The sequence below is a fragment of the Candidatus Defluviilinea proxima genome (assembly GCA_016721115.1).
In the GTDB taxonomy this organism is placed as follows: Bacteria; Chloroflexota; Anaerolineae; order Anaerolineales; family Villigracilaceae; genus Defluviilinea; species Defluviilinea proxima.
The window spans coordinates 605,058-620,784 of sequence record JADKIW010000001.1 but is presented as its reverse complement, the minus strand read 5'-3'; the positions used below and the strand labels follow the sequence as shown (position 1 = coordinate 620,784).

The 15,727-nt window shown below is 47.7% G+C and carries 8 protein-coding genes; 3 read left to right on the top strand and 5 right to left on the bottom strand.

The window, feature by feature from the left end:
• The first annotated feature begins 78 nt into the window (after positions 1-78).
• Complete coding sequence (locus tag IPP66_02865) at positions 79-1,626, top strand: hypothetical protein (protein MBK9924210.1); 1,548 nt, start codon at positions 79-81, stop codon at positions 1,624-1,626.
• A gap of 144 nt (positions 1,627-1,770) precedes the next feature.
• On the opposite strand, the gene IPP66_02860 is transcribed toward IPP66_02865, so the two are convergent.
• Both IPP66_02860 and IPP66_02855 read right to left on the bottom strand, forming a co-directional pair.
• Entirely contained in the window at positions 1,771-3,282 is a 1,512-nt protein-coding gene (locus IPP66_02860; GenBank protein ID MBK9924209.1) for a zf-HC2 domain-containing protein, read from the bottom strand.
• The gene (locus IPP66_02855) at positions 3,279-3,854 is read right to left on the bottom strand and encodes an RNA polymerase sigma factor (protein ID MBK9924208.1); all 576 of its coding nucleotides are present in this window, start codon (positions 3,852-3,854) and stop codon (positions 3,279-3,281) included. The genes IPP66_02860 and IPP66_02855 overlap by 4 nt, the downstream gene beginning before the upstream one ends.
• 136 nt (positions 3,855-3,990) lie before the next feature.
• Here IPP66_02855 and IPP66_02850 point away from each other — a divergent pair, with 136 nt between their 5' ends.
• Positions 3,991-4,647 (top strand): YdcF family protein, encoded by a 657-nt coding sequence (locus tag IPP66_02850; protein ID MBK9924207.1) that lies wholly within the window; start codon positions 3,991-3,993, stop codon positions 4,645-4,647.
• Positions 4,648-4,760: 113 nt separating this feature from the next.
• A complete protein-coding gene (locus IPP66_02845) occupies positions 4,761-5,279 on the top strand; it encodes a hypothetical protein (protein MBK9924206.1) in 519 nt (172 codons plus the stop codon).
• 48 nt (positions 5,280-5,327) lie between these two features.
• On the opposite strand, the gene IPP66_02840 is transcribed toward IPP66_02845, so the two are convergent.
• From IPP66_02840 to IPP66_02830, 3 genes are read right to left on the bottom strand one after another with little or no spacing between them, the layout of a single operon-like run.
• Positions 5,328-11,216: a PAS domain S-box protein gene (locus tag IPP66_02840; protein MBK9924205.1), complete on the bottom strand. Its 5,889-nt coding sequence runs from the start codon at positions 11,214-11,216 to the stop codon at positions 5,328-5,330.
• Positions 11,182-11,664, bottom strand: a complete 483-nt coding sequence (locus IPP66_02835) for a response regulator (GenBank protein MBK9924204.1) — start codon at positions 11,662-11,664, stop codon at positions 11,182-11,184. The genes IPP66_02840 and IPP66_02835 overlap by 35 nt, the downstream gene beginning before the upstream one ends.
• Complete coding sequence (locus tag IPP66_02830; protein ID MBK9924203.1) at positions 11,645-15,484, bottom strand: PAS domain S-box protein; 3,840 nt, start codon at positions 15,482-15,484, stop codon at positions 11,645-11,647. The genes IPP66_02835 and IPP66_02830 overlap by 20 nt, the downstream gene beginning before the upstream one ends.
• Positions 15,485-15,727 lie beyond the last annotated feature (243 nt).

Genomic DNA, 15,727 nt, shown 5'->3' with positions numbered 1-15,727 from the left:
TCTTCTACCAGTTCGTTGTGTTTTGTTTATTTCTCTGATAAGCATATTTTCTATTTAATATAAATAACGGAAAATCGAATGAAAACAAAAAGTAAAGCGAAAAAAAATTTTTTATTCCATCCTGTATTGTTTGGTTTGTATCCAGTCTTGGCGTTGTACGTTTTTAACCGTAACGAGATTGTTGTTAGTGCAATTCAACAGGCGGTTATTACGTCCCTGCTTGTTGCTGTTGTTGTCTTATCCTTGTTTTTGATTGTGTTTCGGTCATGGCAGAAAGTTGCGGCTCCAGCAAGCTTTTCTCTTTTATTGTTCTTTTCCTATGGGCATGTATATGATTTTGCTCAGCAGTTCAGTTTGTTTGGTATGACAGTGGGCCGTGATCGAATTTTGCTTCCCGTTTGGATCATTCTTTTTATTGTTGGCCAGGTGTATTTACTGCGATCACAGAATACTGTCCTGAATGAGATGCTGAATTCAGTGTCTTTATTTCTAGCCGTTTTTCTCGTTATACAAGTTTTAACTCCTTTAGTCCAACTTGGAATCGCTAAACCGAATCCTGTTGTTGAGCCTGATTTATCCCAAAGCGCATCTTCACCCGACCCAATAGGACCAGATGTTTACTATATCCTTGTAGATGCTTATAGCCGTCAGGATCTTCTTCAGGAAAAACTTGACCTTGATACGAGTGGTTTTATTTCTGAGCTGAAATCTTTGGGGTTTTACATTCCCGATTGTACACAAAGTAATTACGATGCCACAGCGTCATCCATGATAGCGACTCTAAACATGAATTATCTGGATGCCATTGGGCTTGATTATTACGGCGACAAGGCTATTTACAAGCCCTTTCTCCAAAAGAATCTGATAACAGAACAATTTAAAAGCATGGGATATGCTACCGTTACATTTAAGAGCCTTCACCCATTACTTGACTTTCCTGAAGCGACCTATTATTTTGATTATTTTAAAGATAAGTCAGCCCTGACGGGTCAGGCGGCGCTGAATTTTCAATATCTCTTTTTGAAAACGACTCTTATACGTCCGCTGATGGAATTCATCGAGAGAAATCCGGACATAAAACTACCATCCTATGTAACAACATGGATACCATCTGGTGATGTTTTAAATAGTCGTGAATATTTGCAATATCAACAAAATCTATTTGCCTTGGATTCTTTGGAGAAAACACCTGACTTGCCAGGCAGAAAATTTGTTTATGCCCACCTGTTCACTATACACCAGCCATATGTATTTTACCCTGATGGTAGATTTCATCCCTTCCTGCGACAAGGCTCCATTGCCTATCGTGATCAGGTCATTTATGCCAATACGAGATTGCTGGAGATCGTTAAGGCAATATTGGAGAAATCAAATCCTGCCCCAATCATTGTGATTCAAGGCGACCATAGTTATTTTTCAGATGCCGACCGTGTAAAGATATTGAACGCATATTATCTCCCTGATGGGGGAGATAATATGCTCTACCCTACGGTGACGCCAGTGAACACATTCCGTATTATTTTAAATAAATATTTTGGCGGGCAATACGATCTCCTGCCGGATGTTTCAAGATATTCCAACCAAGATAGAGTTCTACAGGAAGCACCATCTACTTGTATAAAGTAACTTCTATACCTGCGAAGTTGGCTGATGGAAGAATATTCTGCTCAAACTAAAAATGATTAGTAGTTGAGAAAGATAGGTAGCTTTCAGTTATCAAAAACTCCGATGCTTTGATGGCATCGGAGTTTTTATTTCGGTCTTATATTGTTATTTGAGTTGTACCAGGCCTTCCACCAACATCTGTACTTGTTGACGTGACATGGTGCTGATGAGTAGGAAGCTTGCGCCGTCAGGAGTGGCGAGGATGGCGGATGTGCCGTCACTTGAATTTTCAGGTCTGCTTATGCTGTAGTACAGAACCATTCCATTAGATGTTTTGTAACTGCCATCATAGAAGTTCATTTCGACAAACCCTGCGTCCAGCAGGCCAATGGCTAACAGGCCAAAGTTTTCTTTAGAAGCATTGTCGTAGTTGATCTCGTACGTGAATGGCTGGTCGTCTGTTTGGCCGGGGGCGGCTATGATGCTTTCTGTAAACCCGTCTGGGATGTTCTTCAGAACAAAGGTGTCGGGGTGCTTGGCCAACTCTTCACGTGTAATGGGAGCAGGCAGGATTTCTGCCTCTTCTGTCTGTGGTGCATTGTCGATGAAGGAAAGATCTTGCAAATCACCGAGACTCCAATCTACTACGGTACCTGTTGGCAGGATTTCATCCGTGAGGAAGCGGACGCGTTCAATGACGATCTCCTGGTCGTTCTTATACACGGTCGTTTCGCTTTCGAGCAATTCATACGTTTTTGCATCGAAGATCATGGTCACTGTACCAGTGTAGTTCTTTTCTTCCTTGCCGTCTGGTAGTTGTTGGGTTTGGAAGTTACGGTTGGCTAAGATGTAGACTTCTCTGCCATCCCGTTTTTCTTTCCCTACCAACTCCACATGAGAACTTGCGCGGAATTGTTCGAAGACAGATGATTCTTCGCGAACTGAAACGGGTATATAAGATTTTTCCGGTTCATCTATTCTAGGTGTGCGATGGATGGCTGTATCTGTTTCGAGCATGAGATATTCATAATTTTCATCGTTCGCTGAAATAGATATTACCTTGCTGTTCACATCCATATCAATGTAGCGGTAGTAACCTGCAGATGGATCTGCATACATTTCCGTGATGACCGTTGTCCCAGTACCTTCAATGGCCTGAGGGTTCTCGTAGATTTCGATCAGGGTGTGCATGATCCCTTGCCCCGCTTCGATCTTCGTTTGGGCGGCTGAGGCCCGCTCGAGAATTTGCTCCGCTGAAACAGCAGTGACGTTATTGAAGACTAGTACGGCAACTAAAGCAAGCGTCAGAATAGATACGCCTGTTGCCAGGATGGATCGTTTTTGCATTGTTACGCCTCCAGAAAAGAGTTGAGTGAAGATTTGCTTTACGTCCGGCGCCAGACGCGAAAGCTTGGTTGTAGATCGTACGGACGAAGTCTGCGCGGACTCCGTCAGGCGAGCCTCTAATCGATTCCACGCATCTGCTTGAGGGCTGGCATGGACAGTGCGACTCTGCAGTGTCGCACGGACTCGATCTCGAGCCGTGAACAGCAGGTTATATTCCTGCTGGCAAACGGTACAGGTGGAGAGATGTGACTGAATGGTTTTCTTTTCAGAAGGAGTGACTTCTCCATCTAAATAAGCGACCAAGAGTTCTTGAATATACTCGCAGTTCATTCGCACACCTCCGATTGAGAAACAGGCGCTTCGTGGGCTTCCTGTGCCTCGATGGTCTTTCGTAAAGTTTTCAGGGCAAGATCCAGCCGCGATTTGACAGTACCAAGCGGCAGGTCCAGAATTTGAGCGATTTCAGTGTAGGGGAGTTCCCAGTAATAGCGCAGAATCACAACGGCTTGTAATTTGTCGCTTAGAGAACGAGTCGCCTGCCAGATGGCATCCTCATTGGCTAAACGTGTGCTGGGAAAATCCGTGGATGGATGCGGATAGATCGTTTCCAGCGAAGAATACTTTCGTTTGCGGCGGTGATTCAGACAGTAGTTAAGTGTGATGCGATGCAACCATGTAGTGAACGCACCTTTGCGTGGATCGAAACTATTTAGCGATTTGTGCACGGATAGGAAGATTTCCTGTAGCGCATCCTCCGCTTCGGCGGGGTCGTTAAGCACAAGATAGGCGGTTTTGTAAACAAGATTCTTGTATTGTTCGAATAAGGCGGCAAAAGCGGTTCGGTCATCTGCCTGCGCCCGTTCGATGAGTTGCAAGGTTGTTTTTAGGTCATTTTCTTTCACAGAGATACTATACACGATAGGATGGCCGAAAGTTCGGTAGAGAAAGAATGTTTCCCGCTCTCAACAAATTTGTACATGCGATACGTTGTCCATACCGATTTTTGACTGCCGTATGTGATGATGTAGAATCTCTTTTATGTCTAAGAATTTGATACAGAAAACGTTTCGTTTCATTGTGAGACTTGGCCTATTCGGGCTCTTTGTGTTGGCTTTTGTCCGCATTGTTATCATCCTTGTCGCGAAACCAAAAACATTTTCAGTTGATGATGTCCCAACCAAACGGGTTGCCATCGTCTTTGGTGCGGAAGTGAAAAAGGACGGTACGCCCTCCGTTGTGTTGCGTGACCGTATTGAGACTGCTGTTGTGTTGTATAAAAGCGGCAAAGTGGAAAAGCTCCTCATGAGCGGAGATAATCGCTTTGTGGATTACAACGAACCAGAAGCGATGCGGCAGTACGCGGTCAGCCTCGGCATCCCTGATGAAGCAATCGTCCTTGATTACGCGGGTCGTCGCACGTATGACACCTGCTATCGTGCAAAAGAAATCTTTCAAGTGGATTCCGCCATCCTCGTCACGCAGGGATTTCATCTGTCGCGTTCATTGTTTCTCTGCAATTCATTTGGCGTGGAATCGGTTGGGGTAGGGGCAGACAATTACTATTACCTCAAACGGCTGCGCTTGGTCTGGTATATCAGGGAAACCCTAGCGACTACGCAGGCTGTGTGGGATGTGTACGTGCAACATCCTGTCCCTGTGCTGGGTGAACCAGAACCAATATTCGCGATGAAGTAAAATAGAAAGCTGTCCCGTTTGAGAAGCGGGTGTTGGAAGTTGGGATGATCAAGAAGATTTTGTTAGCAGTTTATAACGAGATGTTTAGTTGGTTTTATTCTTAAAAATTGAAAATGATAAAGAAACATACTTACGGACTTGTTAATAGAATTAGCAGTTATTTCTTTGTGGTAATGTCGATTATTTCGATTCCTGTAGGGTGGTTTCTTCTTTACATATACATCACTTATTTTTTTGTTGGCAGAGAATTTGCCCTTTCGTCTGTGCTGTTTGCTGTTGGTATATTTCTTGCGTGCATAGCTTGGTCACCGCCAGCGTTTATCTTTATGGCGTACCTGTTAACAGATATTGACGCAGATGAGAATGGTTTATCTTTCCAGTTTTTATGGAAAAAGTTTTTTATCCCATGGGGTGAAGTTTTGAGCATTAAGCATATAAGACCATTTGGTCTTTTTACAAACAAGCATTCACATATTCTTATCGTCAGAAGCGAATTAACATTTATTCATCGCATATATGGACGTGTTTATGGCGGCGCATATCAATCTGCAGTTTTAATACATAAAAATATAAGCAATTATGATCTACTGATGAAGAATATATCCAATACGTGGGGTGTTGGGGAAGAGTAAGCGAAAAATAAAAAGCTCCGCTACGATGACAGCGGAGCTTTTTTGTTCTTATGGCTGAAGCAGCTTCTCGATCTTTTCTGTAAGTTCCTTCAAGCTGACAGGCTTGCTTAAATATTCACTCGCCCCTGCCTCCATGCAGCGTTCGCGGTCGCCGGCCATGGCCAGGGCGGTCAGAGCAATGATCGGGGTGGATGTGAAGCGCGGATCAGCCCGTAGGCGGCGCATGGTTTCCAACCCATCCATCACCGGCATTTGGATATCCATCAGGATCAAATTCGGATTACTTTCTTTGGCTTTGAGTAATGCCTCAACTCCAGTTAATGCGAACACCAGGGTGTAGCCTTTGAATTGCAAATAGTCACCGATGGTTTCAATATTGGATGCATTATCCTCTGCTAACAGGATTACACCGCGTGTATTAGGTTCTGACCTTGCTGACAAATCTGCATGGGGTTGATTGGTATCAACAGGCGGCATGACTTGTGATTGCCAGGGAAGAGAAACAGTGAAGCAACTGCCCTGACCAGGTTCGGTCTCCACCTGAACATGACCGCCGTGCATCTCTGTCAGGCGTAAGACCAATGCCAGTCCCAAACCAGTGCCTTCGTACTGACGGTTGAGGCGACTATCCACTTGGGTGAAAGGTGTGAATAGACGACCCAAGTCTTCCTTTGCGATACCGATACCGGTATCGGCCACAGCGAAGTGGATTTGTCCCTTTGCGGGGTTAGTGCGTACGGAAAGAGTGACCTTCCCCTTATCAGGCGTGAACTTGACCGCGTTGCTCAGCAAGTTGACAAGGATCTGTTTCAAGCGACGTGAATCTGCAAATACGGATTTGGCATCCCTGGCATTTTGATATTCCAGCAGAATGGATTTTTTTGTGGCCTGTTCCTTGACGAATGCTAAACATGCGTGGCATGTTTCTTCGATGCTGATCATTTCCGGGTATATATCGAACTTGCTGGACTCGATCTTCGATAGATCAAGGATGTCGTTGATCAATTCCAGCAGGTGACGCCCGCTTGCCTCGATATTTTTCAAGGCGTTCGATTGTTTTTCGTTTAGATGCCCGTACGTGTTGAGCTGTAAGGATTCGGTGAGCCCGAGGATACCCGTCAACGGGGTGCGTAATTCGTGACTCATGCTGGCTAAAAATTCGTCTTTCATGCGTGATGCTTTTTCGAGTGCGGCGTTGGCGAAGCCTAGTTCATCACGGCTCTCACGCAAGGCGGTTTCTGCTTTTTTACGCTCGGTGATATTCCGGAAGATGCCGTTCGTGGCGATGTGTCCGTTGATATCTTTGCGGCTGCCGACACTACCTTCCACAATGACCGTATCACCGGATTTTGTCTTGAAGAGCACCTCCAATTGTTGAGGTTGTTGGTTGGTGATCAAAAGATTCAGCAGGGAACGGCAGTGTTCGTGATGACTCTCGTCAATGACATCGAACATGCTCAAGTGCATAGCCTCCTCGGCTGTGTAGCCGAGGGTTTGGCACCAGGCGTTGTTCACGTATTGATACTTCCCGTTTTCATCCATGCTTTGGATCAGGTCGCTGGCGGTATCGAAGAAGTATTGCAATCTGGCCTGGCTTTCGCGCAAGGCGTCTTCAGATTGTTTGCGCTGGGTGATATCCACCAATGTTGAGCGGCTCATGATGAACTTGCCATGTTCATCTTGAATAGCGGTGGCGTTCAATAATATGGGGAAAGTGCTGCCATCTTTGCGAATCATTTCAAATATTAGGTCAGAGATCCAGCCTTGTTTTTTGAAGCGCGGAAAATTTTCTGCGAAAGCTTTCTGGCTTGATGGGGTAACCAAGTCTGAAAAGGACTTGATACCCACTACTTCTTCACGCGTGTATCCCAGCCAGTTCAACTCGGTCTGGTTGATCATTATGATCTTGCCATTTGCATCCAGTGAGTGATAACCGTTTGGCGCATTGTTATACAGGTCGAGCACTTCGGCAGTGCGTTGTTCTACGCGGGCTTCCAGTGTGCTGTTGAGTTCCAGTAGATTTTGTTGTGCGGCTTTGAGCTCCGAGATATCAATTGCGCTGAGTAATACCTTAACCGCCTTTCCATTTACATCATGGATGGGTTGTATGCTGACGCGGTACCAGGCGACCCCGCCATTAATAGGCGACTCAACAAGCAAATTCTGATTCTTTGAAATGACATGTTGCACCCGTTCCAGGTTGAGATCGGCAATCTCTTTGGGAAGCAACTCATGCAGTGTCTTTCCGAGTACATCTTTAGCTATAAGTCCCTGTATGTGCGCGGCTTTTTCATTTAGATAGTGGATCCGCCCGTCTTCATCCATCATGACCACCAGTGCATCGGAGGCTTCCACCAGACTGCGATATTTCTCCTCGCTTTCGCGTAGGGCTTCCTCTGCTCGTTTGCGGATGACGACCTCGGTCAATTGGTGGCGAAAGTTCCGCAGTCTTTCAAGGGTTCCTTCAGTAAATTCCCCCTCTGCGATGAATTCGATCAGCCCTATTACTTCCTCGCCGGATTTCAATGGGATGGTGACGACTGAATTTATGTTCAACAGTTTGACCACAGCTGGAATAAGCTTTCGAAGTAGCGGACGAACTTTGACTGGGAGAAAACTGGTATTGCTGAAATCTACCAGCCATGCGCTGATACCCTCGAAGCCGGTGATGAGAAAACCATCCTCAGATTCCAAAACCCGGCTAAAGTGATCGTCGCCTCCAACAGGGAGGTCAACTTGAGGGACCGGCCTGCCGAGCAACTTCTCGAGCTTGGCAATGGTTTCGCGTGGCATGGTGTAGTGCTGGAGGAGAAGACGTTTTTTGTCGGGGTCCAATAGGTAAATGCTGGTGCTCTGGCTCCCAAAGATTTCTTTAGCGTCTTGCGCAAGCAATTCCGTTATATTTACAAGGCTTTCGCGGCGATTGACGGCGTTGTTCAATTTATTGATGAGTGCCATGTCTTCCAGACGCTGATTTAACAGGGTTTCGGCGCGTTTGCGCTCGGTGATGTCGTTTCCATAAATATTGACGTACTCTTCACCGGCAATGGGCGTGACCTGCATGATATATACCCTGCCATCCGATTTGAGCTCTTGTACTTGAATTTGTTGGCCTTGAATGGTGTGCAGTAGTAGGGAATGCCAATTTTCAGGAACCTTTTCGCCGGCGGAACTGCCCCACGCTTTCAAAATCGATGCGCTGGATTGGTTGGCGTTTAGAATTATTCCATCACGGTTTACCCTTAGAACGGGGTTGGGGTTCTCACCGGGGAATCTCGCCAGCATGGCGATCTCTCTTTCCGCTTTTTTGCGGTAGGTAATATCACGGCAGAAACCAACCAGGATGGTGGGTCCCTGCTTGAGAGAATTCACGCTGATCTCAACATCAAAGATACTGCCATCTTTGCGGCGGTGACGAGATTCGAACCGGGTTTTGCCTTCCTGCACTATGGTATTGATCCGTGAATGAATATCATCAGCAGTTACATCTGAAATGCTCTTCTGTAGTAATTCCTCGCGCGAATATCCTGTCATGGCGCAGTAGGCTTCGTTGACATCCAGGAATCTGTGATTTAGGTCGACAAGCCAGAAACCATCGGATGTGGTTTGCAGGATCTTGCGCAAGCGCTCCTCGTTTTCACGTAGGGACTGATCAGCTTTTTGTCGCTCTGTGATGTCACGCAGGATGGCTGTGAAAAGTTTTTCGCCGTTGCTTTCCACATACGAGATGGTGGACTCTGCGGGAAATTCCTCTCCATTGGCGCGCAACCCCTTGATCGAGAAGACCTTGTTGGCTGGAATCTGGCGGGCGATCTCGGGAGTGAGTCCCATCATTTGTTGGAGGTGATAGTCGTGGAAACGATCCGGTATGAAGCGGCTGATCGTTTGTCCTAATGCCTCCTTCGAGGAAACACCGAACATTCGCTCGGCGGCGCCGTTGAAGAGAACAATGCGTTGATCCTGATCAGCGGAGACGATGGCGTCCATGGCGGTCTCAAGCATGCTCTTGAGACGGGTTTCACTATCCTTGAGGGCTTGTTCTGCCCGTTTGAACTCAGTGATATCACGCACGATGGAGAGGAAGGCATATGGCTTTTGATCTTCCCCATAGACCAGCGCGGATTTGGTATATCGATACATCCAACGTCCATCTCGATGACGCACACGGTATTCGGTAGCAATAGTGCCGCGTTCAAGCAGTTCAGCCATTTTTTCTTTGAGGAGAGGCAGATCGTCTGGATGAACAATTTTTTCTCTTTCCATATTGGTCAGATCTTCCGCTTCGTATCCCAAAGCAGAACAATACGCATTGTTTACGAAAAGATGTTTGCCACTCAGGTCAGTCAGCAGAATTCCATCTTCGGCCGTTTCCACAAGACTGCGATATTTCTCTTCGCTTTCACGCAGTTTTCGCTCCGCCTGTTTGCGCTCGGTAATGTCATGGGCAATCACCAAAGTGCCGATGATCGCGCCGGTTGCGTCACACAGTGGCGAAAACCTGTTTTCATGGACGTGTAACTGGCCGGTATTGTCCACCCATGAACTTTCCAGACTGAATGTCTCACCAGTAAATGTGCGATCGTATGCAGCGCGCCAGAATTCCAAGACTTCTGCCGGGTAATCGGGTGAAAGCATCTGTTCACCTACTTGGAACGGATGGCTGCCGCTGGCGATAAGCTCTTGTTGATGGCGCTGGTTACCGATCAAAAAGCGGTAGTTCCGATCCAGCGCAAAAGTTGAATCTGGAATGCTGTCCAGTACCTGCCGCAAAAGCACTTCGTTTTCACGCAATTTTTTCTCCGCCTGTTTGCGCTCGCTGATATCGACGGATGATGAGATCAGACACGGCTCTCCTTTCCAGGCGATCTGCTCGATCGAAAAAAGGATGGTACGGATCTCACCTGATTTTGGGCGGATCATGATTTCTCTTGGGAGCAGGCGACCGGTCTTTTGCAGTTCTTCAAAGACATCCAATTGGTCGGCAGGACTTGCCCATAGATCAAGGCTTTCCGGGGCTGTACCGATCAATTCTTCACGGCTGTACTCGTACAGGCGACAACAGGCGTCGTTAACTTCCATAACCTGCCCGGTGTTGGGTGAGATGATGGATTGTGATACCGGGTTGGTGAAGAATACTTTTGAAAACCGTGTTTCGCTTTCTTTCAATGCATCTTCTGCCTGCTTGCGCTCGGTAATATCCAGCAGGCTGTTTAGGATGTACGTTTCGCCGCCCAAATGGATCTGTCCGGAGGAGACCAGCACGAACCGCTCCTGACCGGAGCGCTTGTGCAGTGAGACTTCAAATTGATTGACATCCCCCTGGTCTCTCAATATTTCGCGGACTTGTTGCAATACTTCGGGTTTGACAAGCCCCAACTCGGTGGCTGTATGCCCGATCGCTTCATCGCGTGTGTACCCTGTCAGGTTGATCCAGGCATCATTCACTTCCAAGATACTGTAATCTGATGTGTGGGTAATCCCCAATGGAACAGGATTCAATTGGAACAGGGTGGAAAAGCGTTGTTCCGATTCTCGCAAATTGCTATGCAACTTATTTCTCTCAATGGCATAGCGAATGGCGCGCGCACACGAGGTAAGGTTGTACGCATCTTTCATTAAATAATCCTGCGCGCCGGCTTGCATGGCCTGTAAGGCAAAGACTTCATCATTGAGCCCTGAAAGGATGATGATGGGAATTTCAGGCGCGAACTTTCGGGCACGGGTGAATGACGCCAATCCTTGGCTGTCTGGCAATCCCAGATCAAGCAGGATCAGGTCAAATCTACTTTTTTGAAGTAAGGCATTCGCGGTGCTCAGGCGATCCGCCACGCTCAACATAAAAGACGTTAGCGGATCTTTTTCCAGAGCTTCGCGCAGTAAGAGTACGTCGGTAGGGCTATCTTCAATGAGTAGGATTTTCAGTTGAGTCTTTTCCATTGGTAACCTCGGATGGGAGAGTAACAACGCTGAACCAGAACTGGCGGATGGTCTTCATAGCCTCGACAAAATTGTCAAACCCCACCGGCTTGACAATATAGCAATTGGCGTGCTTGTCATATGCTTGCAGTACATCCTGTTCGGAGTGGGAGGTGGTCAGCACCACTACAGGGATGGCTTTAAGTTCCGGGTCCGTTTTGATCTCCGCCAGCACTTCGCGTCCGTTCTTGCGTGGCAGATTTAAATCAAGCAGGATCAGGTCCGGTCGCGGTGCAGACGCATATTTTCCTTCACGGCGTAAAAAGGCCAGTGCTTCCACGCCATCTTCCACTACGTGCAATGTGTTGAGAAGCTTAAACTCTGCGAAGGCTTCGCGGGTGATCAACACATCCGCGCGGCTGTCTTCCACCAACAGGATCTCGACATGCTTAAGACTTTCTGTGTTCATGATTTTTCTCCGGTAGTGTGAAATAGAATGTGGCACCCTGCTCTGGCTTTGACTCCACCCAGATCTGCCCGCCATGCCGTTCGATTATTTTTTTGCATAAGGAAAGCCCAATGCCGGTGCCGGGGTATTCAACGCGCGTGTGCAGGCGTTGAAAGACCAGGAAGATGCGTTCAAAATATTGCGGTTCAATACCGATGCCGTTATCGCGCACTTCGATCTGCCAGCGGCTGCCGTCTTTCTTTGCGGCGATATGGATCTGCGGTGTTTGTTCGCCGCGGAACTTGATTGCATTGCCGATCAGGTTTTGCAGTACTTGTATCATCTGCGTGGAATCCGCCATCACCATGGGCAATGGTTCGTGTGTGATCTGTGCACCGCTTTCCTGAATGGCTCCCTGTAAATTGATCAGCGCGGTGTTTAGAGAGTTCTCGAGATGCGTGGGCTCAAAGGGTTTCCCCCGGCGATCCACACGTGAGTAATTCAGCAGGTCATTGATAAGATTTTGCATGCGTTGGGAGGCTTCGACTGCATGATTGATATATTCATCCGCCCGTTCATCCAGACTGCCTTTGTAGCGCTGGCCCAAAAGCTGCACCATGCCGGCCATCGCGCGCAGGGGTTCCTGCAGGTCATGGGAGGCGACGTAGGCAAATTGTTCCAGTTCGGTGTTTGAACGGCGCAGTTCATTTTCCATACGCTTGTGGTCGGTCATGTCGGTCGAAATACCGCAGACAGCATAGACTTGATTATGTGCATCGAACAAGGGGAACTTGTTGGTCAGGTAAACATGCTGTCCATCCGTCTCGGGATTTTCTTCCTCGAATAATTTCCCCTGCCCGGTCTGGATGATCTCCAGATCGTTGTTGCGGTGCTGTACCGCAAATTCAGCGGGCATGAACGCACTGCGCGTTTGACCGATAATTTGCGCGTTAGAAAGACCAAAGAGCGCTTCGATCTTATGATTGACCAGTAGAAAGCGCCCTTCGAGATCGAGGATATAAACCAGCGCTGTTGTGTTGTCGATCACATCCTGCAAGAGTTTTTTGTTGGCACGCAGTTCTTCTTCAACTTGTTTACGCTCGGTGATGTCGTGAAAACTTGCGATGACACCGCGCGTTTTGCCCTGAGCATCGAACAAAGGGACTGCTCCACCCAAGAGTGTGCGGGGGGCTATATCGGGATGCTCAATGCGTAGTTCGAAATCGAGTTGCGGCTTGCCTGTCCTGGCCGCCATTTGCATGGGTAATTCGTCGGGGCTCAACTCCCGTCCTTCTGTGAACTGACGTAAAACCACTGCAGGCGCTTCGGCAGACTGGGAAATGTTCTCCTGTCCCGAAACACCAAGCAGGTCATTGGCAAAACGATTGCCTCGAATAAATTTGCATTCCGGGTCATCGGCGATCCAGATCGCTTCTGGCAACATATCCAGCAGTTGTTCCAATTCCTCTGTGCGTTGGCGTAGATCCTCCTCTGACTTTTTACGTTCGGTAACATCCAGCGTTATGCCGATGTACCGAACAAGTTCCCCCTGCTTGTTAAAATAAGGATGGGAGCGATCGTAGACCCACCGCACACTACCGTTGGGTTGCACGATACGATGTTCGAGTTCATAGATCGAATGGTTCTGCATCGCTTTCGTGAATGTCTCATTTAATAAGGCTGCATCATCAGGATGAATGCACTTTTCGAGCATCTGGTCATATGTTGGCGAAGGGCCGGTGGGGTCCAAACCGTAGATACGGTATTCCTCCTCTGACCATATCGTCGTCTGTGTGGCGGCGATGTACTCGAAACTGCCCATGTGTGCGATCTTCTGGGCTTCCGCCATTGTGTTATGCATCCGCTCCAACAACTCCTCGGCTTGTTTATGCTCGGTAATATCGGACGTGACAAGAACTACTTTCCAATCCGGGAAATCCACAGGTACGGCGCTTACACTGGTCCAAATCGTCTGGGTATCTTCTTTTATAACACCGGTAACGACATCGTGCACTTCGATCCTTTCGTTAAATGCGCGTGTGCTGGCAAATTCCTCTATAGGTTTCTCAGAACCATCAGCACTGAGATATTTCCGATTACGATACTCTCCCCGGACCAACCCATCCTTGGTAGTTCCCAGAATTTTCCAAAGAGCATCGTTGGTATAGGTTACTTTCCGATCTTGATCGAGGATGGAAATCCCCACGGGTAAAAGATTTAGTAACGTGTTGAGCTTCTGTTCACGTTCGTGCAGGGCTTTCTCTGCCTGCTTACGTTCGGTAATATCCTGCATGGTGGTGATGGCATACGTCTTTCCGCCAATTTCGACCGGGGTGGTATTCATGACCACGATATGTTCTTGCCCATTTCTGGAGTACAGACGCCCTTCGCGGTTTTTCAATTCTCCCTCTTGGTCAAAACGGGCGACCAGTTCCTTGCGCTGCTCCGGCTTGAACAGTCCCAATTGCACCGAGGTTTTCCCGAACATTTCCTGGCGGGTGAAGCCTGTCAGTGTTTCATAGGCTTCGTTGGCATCAAAGACCACCACTTCGGGCAATTTGATCAATATGGTTGGAACGGCAGATTTTTGGAACAGGAGCGTATATTTTTGCTCGCTCTCTCTCGCGCTTTCTTCCAGACGCTTGTGCTTGGTGATGTCTCGCACCAGAATGGAAACACTCCGTGGCGTTTCCGCCTGGGCTTGGATGATGTTGTAATGGGCGGCATACCAGTGCTTTCCCCCGTGGATCTCCACGGGATATTCCAAAGTCTGAGGGGAATTGCTATTCAAGGTACGTTTGAGATATTCGAAGAACTGGCGGCTGGCCTCCTCGCCGAAGACCTCGTCGAAGCGTTTGCCGATCACCTCTTCACGCGGGCGAAACAGGCTAGCCTCATCGCCGGTCCACACGTTGAGATAGGTGCCATGTTCATCGACCTCAAAGACAATATCATCCAGGGAAGTTATCAATGCCCTTAACTGTGCCTCGCTCTTGCGCACTTGTTCAGTGGCTTCCCGAATGGGGGTAATATCCTGGGTGGTTCCATATCCAACGACAGCATGACGCTGTGCACCTTCCCCTTCAAACAGCACCTTCACACCCACGGACAGCCAATGTACGCTTCCATCTGCATGGACAACCCGATATTCGGTGTTAAATTTTCCGCTGGCATCAGGGGATGTGGCAGATTGAATTTCCGATCCCACGCGTGCCAGATCATCCGGATGGATGCGGTTCGTCACCTCCAACAAGGTAGTATGGCGAGTATCAAAACCATAATGAATTCTGGCACGTTCATCAAATTCCAAAGCCCCGCTTTGCAGATCATTCTTCCATATCCCCAAATTGCCGGCTTCATAGGCCAAACGAAGATATTCTTCACTTTCTTTGAGTCTTTCCTCAGTTTGCTTGCGGGCAGTGATGTCGTAATTCACCCCCACCATGCGAATCGGATTTCCCTCTTGATCTCGAACAACCTGACCATTTGCTTTCAGCCAATGGATACTTCCGTCCGGCCATACAACGCGGAATTCAGTATCGTACTCCTTCTCGCCGCGCACCGCCATTCGAGATACCTCATTGCTTGATGCACGGTCATCAGGATGCACCCCCTTCAGCCAGGCTTCATAGGCACCGCCAAAAGCACCCGACTTAAGCCCGTAAAGCCTGTACATCTGTTCATCCCAAACCAATTGATCTTTCTGAATATCCCAATCCCAAATGCCCATCTGGGCGGCATGGGTGGCAAGGTTGAGACGTTCAATGAGCTTTAGTTGCCCCTCTTTATCTGCCTGTTTGTTCAGATCGGTTTTGCGTGGGGTGCTTTTTTTTCTATCCATAACATCTCCCAGATCTACTAAGAACCGGCATTTAATTGTTGAAGGTTATTGTTCGCCCCACCTTTTGTTGTTCTAACCTTCAATCTCGTTTTTATACATTATATGTTGAACTGTTTTACTGAAAAGTGACTTTAAGCTGACAAATGTAATAGCTGACCGTAATTGCCTAGTTCTATTTATTTTAGTCTACACATGAAACTAAGTTGTTGAAACATACCCCATTCCCGATCGCTAAAGCATAAA

What these genes read in the sequence shown, in the direction of transcription:
- IPP66_02865 (MBK9924210.1), top strand. Translation starts at nt 79, where the DNA reads ATGAAAACAAAAAGTAAAGCGAAAAAAAATTTTTTATTCCATCCTGTA.
- IPP66_02860 (MBK9924209.1), bottom strand. Translation starts at nt 3,282, where the DNA reads ATGAACTGCGAGTATATTCAAGAACTCTTGGTCGCTTATTTAGATGGA.
- IPP66_02850 (MBK9924207.1), top strand. Translation starts at nt 3,991, where the DNA reads ATGTCTAAGAATTTGATACAGAAAACGTTTCGTTTCATTGTGAGACTT.
- IPP66_02845 (MBK9924206.1), top strand. Translation starts at nt 4,761, where the DNA reads ATGATAAAGAAACATACTTACGGACTTGTTAATAGAATTAGCAGTTAT.
- IPP66_02840 (MBK9924205.1), bottom strand. Translation starts at nt 11,216, where the DNA reads ATGGAAAAGACTCAACTGAAAATCCTACTCATTGAAGATAGCCCTACC.
- IPP66_02835 (MBK9924204.1), bottom strand. Translation starts at nt 11,664, where the DNA reads ATGAACACAGAAAGTCTTAAGCATGTCGAGATCCTGTTGGTGGAAGAC.
- IPP66_02830 (MBK9924203.1), bottom strand. Translation starts at nt 15,484, where the DNA reads ATGGATAGAAAAAAAAGCACCCCACGCAAAACCGATCTGAACAAACAG.